General features: G+C 70.0%; 11 protein-coding genes. 6 read left to right on the plus strand and 5 right to left on the minus strand.

Annotated features, from left to right (window positions below; translation table 11 throughout):
- Positions 1-65 precede the first annotated feature (65 nt).
- Positions 66-1355, plus strand: a complete 1290-nt coding sequence (locus tag AB0I59_RS23610; protein ID WP_358136034.1) for an MFS transporter — start codon at positions 66-68, stop codon at positions 1353-1355.
- A 404-nt stretch (positions 1356-1759) separates the two neighbouring features.
- Entirely contained in the window at positions 1760-3313 is a 1554-nt protein-coding gene (locus AB0I59_RS23615) for a trypsin-like serine peptidase (protein ID WP_063818772.1), read from the plus strand.
- A 115-nt stretch (positions 3314-3428) separates the two neighbouring features.
- Here AB0I59_RS23615 and AB0I59_RS23620 read toward each other — a convergent pair whose 3' ends face one another.
- Positions 3429-4154, minus strand: a complete 726-nt coding sequence (locus tag AB0I59_RS23620) for a SigB/SigF/SigG family RNA polymerase sigma factor (protein ID WP_061256028.1) — start codon at positions 4152-4154, stop codon at positions 3429-3431.
- A gap of 163 nt (positions 4155-4317) precedes the next feature.
- Between AB0I59_RS23620 and AB0I59_RS23625 the strand changes: the two genes are divergently transcribed.
- Positions 4318-5358 (plus strand): SDR family oxidoreductase, encoded by a 1041-nt coding sequence (locus AB0I59_RS23625; protein ID WP_358136039.1) that lies wholly within the window; start codon positions 4318-4320, stop codon positions 5356-5358.
- A 23-nt stretch (positions 5359-5381) separates the two neighbouring features.
- Here AB0I59_RS23625 and AB0I59_RS23630 read toward each other — a convergent pair whose 3' ends face one another.
- Genes AB0I59_RS23630 through AB0I59_RS23645 form a run of 4 tightly spaced genes read right to left on the minus strand, consistent with a single transcriptional unit; the run spans position 5382 to position 12153 of the window.
- On the minus strand, positions 5382-6488 hold the full coding sequence (locus AB0I59_RS23630; RefSeq protein ID WP_061256290.1) for an enolase C-terminal domain-like protein: 1107 nt from the start codon (positions 6486-6488) through the stop codon (positions 5382-5384).
- The gene (locus AB0I59_RS23635; protein ID WP_061256025.1) at positions 6485-9403 is read right to left on the minus strand and encodes an FAD-binding and (Fe-S)-binding domain-containing protein; all 2919 of its coding nucleotides are present in this window, start codon (positions 9401-9403) and stop codon (positions 6485-6487) included. Before AB0I59_RS23635 ends, AB0I59_RS23630 begins: the two co-directional genes overlap by 4 nt.
- A gap of 3 nt (positions 9404-9406) precedes the next feature.
- Positions 9407-11170 carry a thiamine pyrophosphate-dependent enzyme gene (locus AB0I59_RS23640; protein WP_061256023.1) on the minus strand — a complete coding sequence of 588 codons (1764 nt, stop codon included), beginning with the start codon at positions 11168-11170 and terminating at the stop codon, positions 9407-9409.
- Between the two features lie 29 nt (positions 11171-11199).
- Positions 11200-12153 carry a GlxA family transcriptional regulator gene (locus AB0I59_RS23645; RefSeq protein WP_358136044.1) on the minus strand — a complete coding sequence of 318 codons (954 nt, stop codon included), beginning with the start codon at positions 12151-12153 and terminating at the stop codon, positions 11200-11202.
- A 71-nt stretch (positions 12154-12224) separates the two neighbouring features.
- Between AB0I59_RS23645 and AB0I59_RS23650 the strand changes: the two genes are divergently transcribed.
- The 3 genes from AB0I59_RS23650 (at position 12225) to AB0I59_RS23660 (ending at position 13815) form a co-directional block, all read left to right on the plus strand.
- On the plus strand, positions 12225-12794 hold the full coding sequence (locus AB0I59_RS23650; RefSeq protein WP_061256019.1) for a cysteine hydrolase family protein: 570 nt from the start codon (positions 12225-12227) through the stop codon (positions 12792-12794).
- Between the two features lie 278 nt (positions 12795-13072).
- Entirely contained in the window at positions 13073-13312 is a 240-nt protein-coding gene (locus AB0I59_RS23655) for a DUF397 domain-containing protein (RefSeq protein WP_061256017.1), read from the plus strand.
- A gap of 119 nt (positions 13313-13431) precedes the next feature.
- Entirely contained in the window at positions 13432-13815 is a 384-nt protein-coding gene (locus AB0I59_RS23660; protein ID WP_061256015.1) for an ATP-binding protein, read from the plus strand.
- Positions 13816-13908: the final 93 nt, after the last annotated feature.

Consider the following 13908-nt stretch of genomic DNA (forward strand, 5'->3'; position numbering starts at 1 on the left):
GACAGCTCCATGCCGTGAACGGCACTATGGATCCGTTTCGGGGGTCTTCCAGCGAGGAGTCGCAGGTGCACAGTGTCCGTCGCGATCTCGGTATGCTCCGGGATCGGCGCTTCGCCCTGCTCCTCGCCGTCCGGACCATCTCGGTGCTCGGCAGCGGGTTCGCGCCCGTCGCCCTCGCTTTCGGCGTGCTCGCGCTCCCGGGGTCGACCGCCACGACGCTGTCCGTGGTCCTCACCGCCGAGGCGCTGCCGATGGTCGCGTTCATGCTCGTCGGCGGCGTCATCGCGGACCGGTTGCCCAGGCATCGCGTGATGATGGCGGGTGAGGGGCTCAACGCGGCGGCGTACCTGTCGCTCGCCGCGATGATGCTCACCGGCTGGGCCCCGGTTCCCGCCCTGGCGACCGCGGCGGCCGTCAGCGGCGTCGCGACCGCGATCTTCTTTCCCGCGCTGACCGGGATCGTTCCCGACGTCGTCCCCACCGAGCGGTTGCAGACGGCGAACGCCCTGCTGGGGCTCGGTACCAACATCTCCCGTGTCGCGGGCCTCGTCCTGAGCGGGGGCGCGGTGGTCCTGCTCGGCGCCGGCTGGTCGCTCGCGGTCAGCGGCGCCATGTTCGCCGTGGCGGCCACGATGGTGACGGCGCTGCGCCTCACCCCGGCGGAGCGCGCGGCGGCCGAGCGGCACTCGGTGCTCGCCGACCTGCGCGAGGGGTGGCGCGAGTTCGCCTCCCGGCAGTGGCTGTGGGTGGTGGTCGCGCAGTTCTCCATCCTCGTGATGGCGGTGCAGGCGGCGCACGGCGTCCTCGGCCCGCTGGTGGCCAAGGAGAGCCTGGGCGGTGCCCCCGCCTGGTCGGCCGTACTCGCGGGCGAGGCCGTCGGCATGATCGCCGGCATCCTGGTGACCCTGCGGCTGCGGCCGCGTCGCCCCATCCTGGTCGCGACCCTGCTCACCCTGCCGACGGCCCTGCCGTACCTGCTGCTCGGGTCGTCGGCTCCGCTGTGGGCGGTGGTGGCGGCGGCGGTCGTGATGGGGATCTGCTTCGACGTCTTCGGCGTGCTGTGGAACACCACCATGCAGCGGGAGGTCCCGCCGGAGGCCCTGTCGCGGGTCAGTTCCTATGACGCGCTCGGCTCGCTGATGTTCGGCCCGATCGGCCTGCTGGTGGCCGGGCCGGTCGCCATCGCGATCGGGCCGCGCCCCGCGCTGCTCGCCTGCGCGGTGATCGTCGCCGGAGTCTCCCTGCTCGCGCTCCTGTCCCCGGGCGTACGCGGCCTGCGCGCTCCGGTCGAGGAGACGGTGGAGGAGCCGGTCGCCGCGGCTCCGGACGGAGCCCCGGCGGAGGCCGGCGCCTAGCTAGTGCCCCTCCGGCACCCTGGGGCGGGGAGGCCAACCCCTTGGAGGACTGGGTCCGGAGGGGGTTGCGGGGGTCTGGATCGACGGTGCGAGCAAACTTAGACGGTTCCAATCCCAAATCCGTGCCATCTTCTTGATGTGATTCACGTCACATATTTCCCCTTGACTTGGGCGATTCGGACTGGTCAGGCCGCGTGGCCAGATATCGCGTTTGACCTGCGTAAACGCCGTTATCTCGATCTGATCGTCTTTTAGGTAACGAAACGGTCACTCGTCCGACCTGGGAAAACGATGCCCTCAAACGGCCTTACGGACAGTTGGTGTGGCTTGTAGGTTCTTGACCTGTCCTTAACTGACGGATGGGACGCAGATGACGTCCCACGACAGCGCAAGGAGCTTTTCCCTTGAAGCGCACCCTCGCCATCGGCGGAACCCTCACCGGCCTCCTGGCCGCCGGCCTGGTGGCCACCCCGGCCCAGGCAGGCAGCTACAGCGTCAAGGAGACGCTGGCCGGCACCTCACAGGCCGCACAGCAGGTCGCCTTCTTCTGGTCGGCGCAGATGCTGAAGCAGGCCACGCCGTACAACGTCGAGACCACGGTCTCGGCCAAGCACATCTCCACCGGCGGACCGTCCGCGAGCAGCAAGGCCGGTACGGTCCCCGCCATCGGGGACGAGAAGAAGTCGTCCTCGACGTCCAAGAACGTCAACCTCCCGAAGACCACCGGCAAGGTGTTCTTCCTCGGTGCTGACGGCAAGGCGCACTGGTGCACCGCCACCTCCGTGCAGTCGAACTACCGCAACCTGGTCGCCACGGCCGGGCACTGCGTGTACGACACCGTGAGCAACAAGGCCACCCTGGACAAGTGGGTCTTCGTGCCCGGCTACTACCAGGGCAAGACCCCGTGGGGCATCTACGTCGGCAAGCAGGCCTTCACGCACTACGACTTCGACGTCTACGAGGACGGCGACCGCGACTACGCGTTCGTCACCGTCTACAACGGCATCAAGCTCGCGGGCGACAAGGAAGTCGACAAGAAGACCTACGACGCCTACACCGGTGACAAGCAGACCATCTCCGAGGAGGTCAGCGCCTCCGAGTTCGCCGCGAAGTACACCGAGGGCGGGCCGTACTGGAAGAAGGTCCTCGACCCCGAGAGCGTGCAGGTCGACCCGCCGGCCGACGGTCACGCCAAGCACGAGGAGTACTACACCAAGGGCATCGACGGCATCAAGCTGACCGCCGTCGAGGTCAAGGCCGCCGACTACAAGGCCGCCCCCAACGGCTCCGACGCCATGAAGAACGGCGAGAAGTGCCCCTCCTGGTGCGGTAACAGCAGCGACCAGTGGACCCGCATCTCCTGGATCGAGTACCACAAGCTCAAGAAGGACAAGAACTTCCTGGGCGACCTCAAGGTGACGCGCGGCAAGCGCTTCGCCGAGGCGTACAAGAAGCAGTACTTCGTCAAGAAGTGGATCAAGACCTCCAGCCAGGAGAAGTACTACAAGGACCACTACTACGTCCGTAGCGTCTCCGACGCCGGTCGCCTGGGTGACAACGTGGGCGGCCAGGGCCTGGCCTACAACCAGAAGGTCGGCAAGAACGTCTACGTCTTCGGCTACCCGAGCGGCTCCCACCCGGACGGCAACCACGCCTACACGGGTCAGACGCTCAAGTGGTCGTACGGCAAGACCTTCGCCGCCAAGGCCCCGGCCATCAAGGGCGAGGAGCTCCTCGGCGTCAAGTCGTCCTTCACCGGCGAGGGCTCGCTGGGCTCCGCGTGGCTGCTCAACTACAAGAACAGCCGCCGCCTCGGCTACCTGAACGGCGTGACCATCGCCGTCGCGGACCGTGACGGCAACAAGCGCATCGACACCAGCATGTCCCCGTACTTCGACGGTGAGACGTACGGCGTCTACAAGAAGGCCGCGAACGTCTGGTCCGGCTCGATCATCTAAGACCGCTCCTGCGGAAAAGGGATGCCGATCGGGGTCCGGCGGCGAACGCCGGGCCCCGATTCGGTCTCATCCGGACGAGATCCGGTGGCACGCGGGCGTGGGCCGTGCCGTTCGGTCAGCCGGGGCCGAGCCGTTCGCGCAGCCGGGAGCAGGCCCGCGACTCCAGCCGGGACACGTGCACCTGGGACACACCCAGCTCGCAGGCGATCTCCGACTGGGTGTGGTTTCCGTAGAAGCGCATCAGCAGGACGGTGCGCTCCCGGTCGGGCAGGTCCGCGAGCAGCGGCCGCAACGACTCCCGGTCCACGATCAGATCCAGTTCGCCGTCTTCCGTGGCGATATGGGAGGTATCCGGCCGTTCGGCGTCCTCGCTGATCATTAGGTCGAGGGACAGGCAGCTGTACACGCTGTCGGCCGCCATGCCCTCGTCGGCCTCCTCGACGCTCACGCCGAGAGCGGCGGCCAGCTCGGCGGACGTGGGGCGGCGGCCGAGCCGCTGGGTCAGGGAGTCCACCGCCTCGTGCACGAGGATCTTCAGGTTCTGCGCCCGCCTGGGCACGTGGACCGCCCAGCCCGCGTCCCGGAAGTGCCGGCGGATCTCCCCCAGGATCATCGGTACGGCGTACGCGGTGAAGACGTTCCCCCGGCTCAGGTCGAACCTGTCGATGGCCTTGACCAGGCCGACGTTCCCCGACTGGACCAGGTCCTCCACCGGCTCTCCGCGGTAGGTGAACCGCCGAGCGAGCGCCTCGACGAGTCCCTGATGGCGGCGGGCGAGCTCCTGGCGGAGGGTCTCCCGGCGTGAGTGGCCTGGCGGTAGCTCCGCGAGGCGCTCGAACATCCGTTTTTCTGCGGGATCGTTCCACTCGGGTGCGGCAGAGTCTCGTGCGGCAGAGCTGAATGAATCGGGCATCACGCCCCCCGTCGCGCTGTCCTTGCATTATCCATCTCGCCCGTATGGGGCCGCCTTCCCCGGGTAGCGGCCGGACCAGGAGGTGAGGGACATGGCGCGCAGAAGGTCTCGGGTGGTCGTGGTCACGGGGGCGAGCGCCGGTGTGGGCCGCGCGACGGCCCGCGCGTTCGGCGCGCGCGGCGACTCGGTGGCGCTGCTCGCGCGCGGAGAGGCGGGTCTCGCCGCCGCCGCCGAGGAGGTCGAGGCGGCCGGCGGCCGGGCCATGGTGATCCCCGTCGACGTGGCCGACCACCGTGAGGTGGAGGACGCCGCGCGCCGGGTGGAGGAGGAGCTCGGTCCCATCGACGTGTGGGTGAATGTCGCGTTCGTCGGGGTTTTCGCGCCCTTCAACCAGATATCGCCCGACGAGTTCCGCCGGGTGACCGAGGTGACCTACCTCGGTTACGTCTTCGGCACCCGGGCGGCCCTGGACCGGATGTTGCCGCGGAACCACGGCACGATCGTGCAGGTCGGCTCGGCCCTCGCCTACCGGGCCATCCCGTTGCAGTCGGGCTACTGCGGCGCGAAGCACGCGATCAAGGGATTCACCGAGTCGCTGCGGTGCGAGTTGCTGCATCGGCGCAGCGCCGTACACGTGACGATGGTGCAGCTGCCCGCCATGAACACGCCGCAGTTCGACTGGGTGCTCTCCAGGCTGCCGCACCGGCCGCAGCCGGTGCCGCCCATCTACCAGCCGGAGGTGGCGGCCAGGACCGTGGTCTTCGCCGCCGGACATCCCCGGCGCAAGGAGTTCTGGGTGGGCGCCTCGACCGCCGTCACGCTGCTGGCCAACAAGGTCGCCCCCGCGCTGATCGACCGCTATCTGGGCAGGACCGGCTTCTCCTCCCAGCAGACCGACGAGCCGTACGATCCGGGCGGCCCGGTCAACCTGTGGGAGGCCGCGGACGGCAAGGACGGGCACGACTTCGGCGCGCACGGCCGCTTCGACTCCCGCGCCCGCGCGACCAGCGCGGAGGCGTGGCTGTCGCGGCACCGCGAAGCAGTGACCGTCGCGGCCCTCGGCGCCGGGCTGGTCGCCGGGGCTCTCACCGCGCTGGTCAGAACCCGGGCCGGAGGCCGCGTCACAGGGTGATCCACGGTTCCACCCGGAGCGGCTCAGTCGCCCACGCCGCCGTACGTACGGAATTTCTCCACGTCCGCCTCACGCAGATCGAGACCGAGGCCGGGACGGGACAGATCGGGTCGCAGCACACCCTCGACCGGCTCGCGGAAGCCGTCGAAGAACATCGACTCGATCCTGACGTGGTCGTGGAACCACTCCAGATGGCGCACGTTCGGCGTGGCCAGCGCGGCGTGCAGGTGCAGCTGCGGGGCGCAGTGGCCGGACACCTCCAGGCCGCGCGCCGCGGCGACGGCGGCGGCCCTTCGCCACTCCAGGATGCCGCCGCAGCGGGTGACGTCGATCTGCAGGCAGTCGACCACCCGGACCAGCCGCCGGAAGTAGTACAGGTCGCACCCGTACTCCCCCGCCGCGACATCGGCCCGCACGGCGTCACGGACCCGGCGCATCCCCCGGATGTCGTCGGAGGAGACGGGCTCCTCGAACCAGCGGACATCCCACTCGTCCATGGCATGGGCCATCCGGATCGCCTGCTTGGCCGTGTAGGCGCCGTTGGCGTCCACGTACAGCTCGGCGTACGAGCCGATGGCGTCGCGGGCCTGCCGTACCCGGTGCAGGTCCCGTTCCTCCCGCGTGCCCCGGCTCTCCCCGATCTTGATCTTCACGCGCGGGATCCCCCGGTCGTGTACCCACCCGCCGAGCTGCTCGGCCAGCAGCGCGTGTGGATAGGTGGTGAAGCCGCCGCTGCCGTAGACGCGCACCCCGTCCGACGCCTGGCCGAACAGCGCGCAGAGCGGCACGCCGAGCAGCCGCGCCTTCAGGTCCCACAGCGCCGTCTCGATCGCCGACATGGCGTACCCGGCCGCGCCCGCCCGGCCGATGTTGCGCACCTGGCGCGCCATCGCCTCGAACGCCGCGGGAACGTCGAGCGCGCTGCGCCCGCGCACCACGGGCGCGAGGTCGTCGCGGACGATCGCCGCGCAGGCGGCGGAGCCGTACGTCCAGCCGAGGCCGGTCTGCCCGCCGCCGGTGGCCCGGACCAGTACCAGTGTCGTACGGTCCCAGGCCAGCGTCCCGTCGGCCTCCGGCCGGTCCGTCGGCACGGTGTAGGCGGTGGCGGTGAGGCCGCGGATCGGCGTCATCGCGTTCCGGTGGTCCGATCGACGGGCGCGGGGGCCCGCCGCGCCTGGCGCGGGAGCGCGCCGGACACGGCGGCACGCCACGCCTCGTCCAGGGCCTCGGCCAGATGGACCGGCCGCCGCCCGATGCCCGCCTGCTCGATCTGGGTCCGGCAGCTGAACCCGTCGGCGAGGACGAGCGCGTCCTCCGGGGCGGCGCGGAGCGCGGGCAGCAGGGCGTCCTCCGCGCAGGCCATCGAGACGGCGAAGTGGTTGTCCTCGAAGCCGAAGTTCCCGGCCAGGCCGCAACATCCGGCGTCGAGCACGGTCAGCCGTGCCCCGGCCGCCTCCAGCAGCCTCCGGTCGGCGTCGAACCGCATGATCGCGTGCTGGTGGCAGTGGGGCTGGGCGACGATCTCGCGGTCCAGCGGAGGCGGCTCGACGCCGTGCTCGTCCAGCAGCTCGGCGAGAGTGCGCGTCTGGTCGCGCAGCCGCCATACGTCCAGGTCGTGGGGCATCAGGTCGGGCGCGTCCGACCGGAACACGGCGGTGCACGAGGGTTCCAGCCCCACCACCGGGATGCCTGCCCTGATCTCCTCGCGCAGCACCCGCGACGTCCGCTCGATCACCCTGCGGGCGACGCCGAGCTGCCCGGTGGAGATCCAGGTCAGGCCGCAGCACGCTGCCGCCCGCGGCAGCCGTACGGAGAATCCGGCCCGTTCGAGGACCCGGACCGCGGCGACGGCGACACCGGGATGGAAGTTGTCGGTAAAGGTGTCCGGCCACAGCAGCACCTCACCCCTGTGACCGTCGCCGAGCGGCACGTGGCGGCGGAACGCGCGGCTGAACCGGGCGGGGGCGAAGGCCGGGAGCGCCCGCTCCGGCGCGATGCCGCCGAGCCGCTTGATCAGGGCGTCGAGGGACGGTGTCCGGGCGGCGAGGTTGACCAGGCCGGGGGCGAGAGCGGCGAGCCGCGCCCACGCGGGCAGCCACCCCATCGAGTAATGGGCGCGCGGGCGCAGCCGGCCGGCGTAGTGGTGGGACAGGAACTCGGCCTTGTAGGTCGCCATGTCCACGTTGACCGGGCAGTCGCTCTTGCAGCCCTTGCACGCGAGGCACAGGTCGAGGGCGTCCGCGACCGCGTCGGACCGCCATCCGTCGGTGATCAGACCGCCGTCGAGCATCTCGAACAGCAGCCGCGCCCGGCCCCGGGTGGAGTGCTTCTCCTCGCGGGTGGCCCGGTAGCTCGGGCACATGACCCCGCCCGCCTCGTGGCGGCACTTGCCGACGCCCACGCACCGCAGCGCCGCGCGGGCGAAGGAGCCGCGATCCTGGGGGTAGGCGAAGTGCGTCTCCGGGTCGGCCGGGGCGTAGTCCGCGCCCAGGCGCAGGTTCTCGTCCAGCCGGTACGGCGGCGCACCCGAGAGGCGGATCAGCTTGCCGGGGTTCATCCGCTCGCGCGGGTCGAAGACGGCCTTGAACTCGGCGAAGGCCGGCATCAGGTCGGGTCCGAACATCGTCGGCCACAGCTCGCCACGGGCCTGGCCGTCGCCGTGTTCCCCCGACAGCGACCCGTTGTAGGAGACGACGAGGTCGGCCGCCCGTTCCATGAACTCCCGATATTTCCTGATCCCATCCGCGGTGACCAGGTCGAAGGAGATCCGCGTGTGCAGGCATCCGTGCCCGAAGTGGCCGTAGAGCGCCGACGCCTCGGCGTAGCCGTACTCCTCCTGGAGCCGGTGCAGGTCGCGCAGGTAGGAGCCGAGGCTCTCCGGGGCGACCGCGGAGTCCTCCCAGCCGGGCCAGGTGTCGTGCTCCAGCGGCACCCAGGCCGTGGCGCCCAGCCCGGCCTCGCGCACCTGCCAGAGCTCGTCCTCGTGCGCCGGGTCGTCGAAGTACCGCACCGCGTGCCCGAGCTCGTCCGCGAGCGCCTGCGCCTTGCCGTGCGCCTCCTCCTCGGTGTCCCCGCCGAACTGCACGATCAGCCAGCCCGCGCCCTCGGGCAGCAGCCGCAGCGCCTCGGCGTTGAGGTGCTTGCGCTTCTCGAAGCTGATCAGCTTGTCGTCCACCCCTTCGAGCGCGAGCGGGCGGTGCGGCAGGATGGTCGGCACGGCGTCGGCCGCCTCGAAGATCGAGGGATAGCCGAAGACGACGAGCGCGCGGGCCTTGGGCTCCTCCACCAGCCGCAACCGCGCGCGCAGGATCGTGACCAGGGTCGACTCGGAGCCGACCAGGGCGTTCGCCAGGTCGAACCCGTTCTCGGGCAGGAGCGCGTCCAGGTTGTAGCCGGAGACCCGGCGCGGGATGTCGGGGAACCGCCGCCGGATCTCCTCGCCGTATCGCTCCCCCAGATCGCGCAGCCGCGCCTTCATCTCGTACGGCAGGCCGTCCCCGCCCCCGGGACCGGCCCAGAACCGGGCGCCACCGTACGTCAGCACGTCGAGGCCGAGCACGTTGTCGGACATCTTGCCGTACGCCTGGGCGGTCGAACCGCAGGAGTTGTTGCCCAGCATCCCGCCGATCGTGCAGTGGTCGTGCGTCGCGGGCTTCGGCCCGACCATGAGTCCGTACTCGTGGGTCCGCGCGTTGAGCACGTCCAGCACGATGCCCGGCTCCACGATCGCCGTCCTGCTCTCCGGGTCGATCTGGACGACGCGGCGGCAGTACTTGGACCAGTCGATCACGACGGCGGCGTTGCAGCACTGCCCGGCGAGGCTCGTGCCCCCGCCGCGGGACAGTACGGGAATGTCCTGTTCACGGCACACCGCCACCGCCTCCACGGCGGCGTCGACCGTACGCGGGACGACGACGCCGGTCGGCACCTGGCGGTAGTTGCTCGCGTCCGTGGAGTAGATCGCGCGGCTGCCGTCGTCGAACCTGACCTCGCCGTCCACGCGGCGGCGCAGCTCGCGTTCGAGCAGAAGGTTGCGGGAAGCCATGATCTAGTCGCCCATCTGCTGGATGCGGTCCTTGAACAGGGTGGTGGCGATCGACGCCTTGTGCGGCTGGCCGCGCAGGAACGCCTCGGTGAACTTCTTGGCCTGCTGGTACGTCACCTTGCCCGGCATGGGCGGCTCGTTCGGGTCGACGTTCACGTCCACGAGCGCGGGCCCGTCGTGCGCCAGCGCCTCGCTGACCGCCGCGGTGAGGTCGGCGGCGCGGGTGACCTTCGCCCCGAAGCCGTGGCAGGCGCGGGCCCACACCGAGAAGTCGGGCCACGGCTCGTTGAAACGCACGCCGTGCTCGGGATAGCCGAGCACCATCTGCTCCCAGAGGATCTGGCCGAGCGAGTTGTTGTCGTTGATCACGACCTTGATCGGCAGGTTGTGCTGCGCGGCGGTGAGGAACTCGGCCATCAGCATGGCGAACCCGCCGTCCCCGACGAAGGCGATCACCTGCCGTCCCGGGAACGCGTGCTGCATCGCCACCGCGTACGGCAGGCCGGGTGCCATCGTGGCGAGGTTGCCGGACAGGTAGAAGCCCCGGTTCCCCCTGATCGTCCAGTGCCGGGCCGCCCAGGTGGCGATGGTGCCGCTGTCGCAGGTGAGGATGGCGTCGTCGGTCGCGAGGTCGTCGATGACCGACATGAGGTACTGCGGGGCGATCGGGTCCCGCTTCGGGTTCTCCAGCGCCTCCATGTTTGACCGCCAGGACCTCATCTTCTCCTGATATTTCTGGAGATGAACGTGATCGTGCGGGGTGAGCAGCGGCAACAGTGCCCGGAGCCCCTCCTTCGCGTCACCGATGACCGGCACGTCGGTGGGAATGCGGACGCCCGCCCGCGACGGGTCCACCTCGAGCTGCACCACCTTGACCTTTCCCGGCGGCGGCAGGTGCTTGGTGTAGGGGAAGTTCGTACCGACCATGAACAGCACGTCCACGTCGTCGACCAGTTCCTCGCTCGGCCGCGTGCCGAGCAGCCCGATCCCGCCCGTCGTGTACGGCGAGTCGTCCGGGATCACCGCCTTGCCCGGGAGCGTCTTGATCACCGGCGCCCCGAGCCGTTCCGCGGTGGCGATGACCTCCTCGCGCGCGTGCAGCGCGCCCGCGCCGACCAGCATCGCGGGCCGTTCGGCGGAGTTCAGCACGGCCGCGGCCTGCTCCAGATCGGCCTCGCGCGGCCGGGCCGGCGGTTTGAGATAGACGGGCGCGGTCTCTGGCGGCCGGGCCGGCGCCACATGCTCCCAGGGATCCGCGTCCGCGGGCGCGACCTGGATGTCGTTCGGCACGGTGAGGTGGGCCACCCCGCGCCGCGCGTATGCCGTCCTGATCGCGATGTCCACCAGCGCGGGGAGCTGCACCGGGTTGTAGATCATCTCGTTGTAGACCGTGACGTCCTCGTACAGGCGCTCCAGGTGCACCTCCTGCTGATAGCCGGTGCCGAGTACGGAGGTCTCCTGCATCCCGGTGATGGCCAGCACGGGCACGTGGTCGAGCTTCGCGTCGTACAGGCCGTTGAGCAGGTGGACGCCTCCGGGGCCAGAGGTCGCCAGACAGACGCCGATCCGGCCGGTGGCCTTCGCGTGGCCGGTGGCCATGAAGGCCGCTGCCTCCTCGTGGTGGACGAGGAGGAACCGCACCTTGTCCTGGTGGCGTCTCAGTCCTTCCATGATCCCGTTGATGCCGTCACCGGGCAGGCCGAACACCGTGTCAACGCCCCAGGCGGCCAGCCGTTCGATCAGGGATTCCGACGCTATGCGAGCCATGAGCCCGCAATTACCCCGGGTCGGTCAGGTCATACCCGTGCGAAGGTTCGCCGGTACACCGTGGGAGTGGTCCCGACCGCGCGGAGGAAGTGGCGGCGCAGCATCGTGGTGGTCCCGAAGCCGCACCTGGCGGCGATCTGCTCCACGGACAGGTCTTCGGTCTCCAGTAGGCGTTGCGCCTCGGCGATCCGCTGCGCGACGAGCCAGCGTGCCGGGGTCGTCCCGGTCGCCTCGGTGAAGTGCCGGGCGAACGTGCGCGGCGCCGACCGGGCCCGCCTGGCCAGCTCCGCGACGGTCAGCGGCCGGTCGAGGTGGCTCCTCGCCCAGTCCATGGTCTCGGCGAGCGCCGACCTCGTCGTGGTGACCGGTGGGATCGGGCGCTCGATGAACTGCGCCTGCCCTCCGGTCCGGTGTGCCGCGGTGACCATGCGGCGGGCGATGGCGTTGGCCACCCCCGCGCCGTGCGACCGCCGTACGAGCTCGAGACAGAGGTCCACACCGCCCACGGTGCCCGCGCCGGTCCAGATGCCCCGGTCCTCGGTGAACAGCACGTCCGGTTCGACGCGTACCTCCGGATGGCCGGCGGCGAGCCGGTCGGCGAGCGCCCAGTGCGTCACCGCTCTGCGCCCGTCCAGCAGCCCGGCCGCGGCGAGGACGAACGCGCCCGCGCAGAGCGATCCGATCGGGACTCCGCGCGCGTGCGCCCCGCGCAGGGCGTCGAGCACCGCGGGCTCGACCGGGGCGAAAGGGGTGTCCCGGCCGGGGACCACGACCAGGTCGGCGCCGTCGAGCCCGTCCAGGTCGTGGGTGGCCGACACCGTCGCACCGGGGAACATCCGGACCGGCCGCGCGCCCGCCGAGCACCGGCGCAGCTCGAAACCGGGCAGGCCGCCGCTCACGCGGTCCATCCCCCAGACCTCGCTGATCACCCCGAAATCGAAGGCCCGGACATCGTCGTACAGAAGCGTCGCCACGGTGAACATGGCAGGAAACTATCGCAGGATGACATTCCTGCCACTCACGGTCGCGGCGGGGCAGGGATCAGGCTTGGGGCATGCGAGAGATCGACCACAACGCCGCCCTGATCGTCATCGACGTGCAGAAGGGCTTCGAGCATCCGTATTGGGGGCGCAGGGGTAACCCCGCCGCCGAGGAGAACATCGGCGCGCTGATCCGCGCCTGGCGGGCCGCCGGGCGGCCGATCGTGCTCGTGCGGCACGACTCGGCGCAGCCGGGTTCGCCCCTGCTGCCGGGAACGCCGGGCAACGAGTTCAAGGACGTCGTCGCCGAGGCGATGGGCGGCGCCGAGGCGGACCTGTTCGTCAGCAAGACGGTCAACTCGGCGTTCTACGGCACTCCGGACCTCGCCGGCTGGCTGCGCGGACACGGCGTCGGCCAGATCGTCATCGCCGGGATCCAGACCAACATGTGCAACGAGACCACCGCCCGGATGGGCGGAAACCTCGGCTTCGACGTGCTCTATCCCATCGACGCGATGCACACCTTCGACGCCGTCGGGCCGGACGGCGAGGTGGTCACCGCCGAGGAGCTCACCCGGGCCACCGCGGCGAGCCTCCATCACGGGCGCTTCGCCACCGTCCTCCGTACGAGCGACCTCACCTAGGTCGTGTTCTAGCTGGCCTGCTTCACCGTCCAGATCGTCACGCGATGATCGGTCGGGCGATGACGATCTTCCCGAGTTCTCCCCTGGCCGTCGGCATCGGAGTGCTGCCGACGGCCGTTCTTGTCGTGATCCGCGCGCACTTCACGCTGACCGTACGGCGAGACCTCTCTGCCCTGCCCATTCGGTATAGGTCGGGAATTTACGTATGCATGTACGGATGCACGTGCAAACGTAAAGAGTCATATTCTTGCCCATGATCAAGAGAGAGTGAGGCATGGATGACCGAGGTATACAACGGGATGCCGTCCGCCGAGCTGGGCGACGTTCCGTGGCGCAAGAGCCGGCACAGCAACCCGAACGGCAACTGCGTCGAGCTCGCACCACTCCCCGACGGGAGCGTGGCGATGCGGAACTCGAGGCATCCCGAGGGGCCCGCGCTGATCTACTCCGCCTCTGACCTGCTCCTGTTCGCCCGCGCGGTCAAGGCGGGGGAGTTCGACGATCTCGTCGGCGGCTGAGCCTTCCCGCGTGCTTTCCTCCGCGAATTGGCCGGAAGACGTGTCAGCCCCGCATCGGCGGTAAGTAGAAGTGAGGAGCGAGGGAGACGAGCGCGGCAGACGCAAGAGGCGGTGATGATGTGTCGGGCACCCTGCTGAGCCTGGAGTTCGACCGCAGCGCGATCACCCTGGTCCGGCACATGGTCACCGAGTCGGCGCGCAACGCCGGTCTGGTGGGTATGGCGCTGGAGGACTTCGTTCTCGCCGTCCACGAGGCGGTCACCAACGCGGTCCGGTACGGCATCGCGCCCAGGGGGATCGCCATGTGGCGAGAACCCGGCCTGCTCCGCTGTGAGGTCACCGACAGCGGCCCCGGGATCCCGGACAGGACGCTGCATCGCAAGCGCATGGCCCGGTTCGATTTCGGTGGCCGCGGGATCTGGCTGATGCACCGCCTCGCGGACGTCACCATCCGGACCGGACCAGATGGTACGACCGTCCTCCTCTCGGCCGCCATCCCCTGAGAATCGTTTTTGCTCAGAGCGGAGTCGGTGATGGTTGTCCGAAAGTCCAGGTGTTCCGCTCGCCCTCCCGGGATTAGCGAGCCTGTGACCTGG

Origin of the sequence: Microtetraspora glauca (assembly GCF_040656155.1) — a bacterium.
Taxonomy (GTDB): domain Bacteria; phylum Actinomycetota; class Actinomycetes; order Streptosporangiales; family Streptosporangiaceae; genus Microtetraspora; species Microtetraspora glauca.

Bases quoted from the DNA above. Each gene is read 5' to 3' on its own strand.
- AB0I59_RS23645 (WP_358136044.1), bottom strand. From the start codon at position 12,153: ATGTTCACCGTGGCGACGCTTCTGTACGACGATGTCCGGGCCTTCGAT.
- AB0I59_RS23640 (WP_061256023.1), bottom strand. From the start codon at position 11,170: ATGGCTCGCATAGCGTCGGAATCCCTGATCGAACGGCTGGCCGCCTGG.
- AB0I59_RS23620 (WP_061256028.1), bottom strand. From the start codon at position 4,154: ATGTTCGAGCGCCTCGCGGAGCTACCGCCAGGCCACTCACGCCGGGAG.
- AB0I59_RS23630 (WP_061256290.1), bottom strand. From the start codon at position 6,488: ATGACGCCGATCCGCGGCCTCACCGCCACCGCCTACACCGTGCCGACG.
- AB0I59_RS23635 (WP_061256025.1), bottom strand. From the start codon at position 9,403: ATGGCTTCCCGCAACCTTCTGCTCGAACGCGAGCTGCGCCGCCGCGTG.
- AB0I59_RS23625 (WP_358136039.1), top strand. From the start codon at position 4,318: ATGGCGCGCAGAAGGTCTCGGGTGGTCGTGGTCACGGGGGCGAGCGCC.
- AB0I59_RS23655 (WP_061256017.1), top strand. From the start codon at position 13,073: ATGACCGAGGTATACAACGGGATGCCGTCCGCCGAGCTGGGCGACGTT.
- AB0I59_RS23650 (WP_061256019.1), top strand. From the start codon at position 12,225: ATGCGAGAGATCGACCACAACGCCGCCCTGATCGTCATCGACGTGCAG.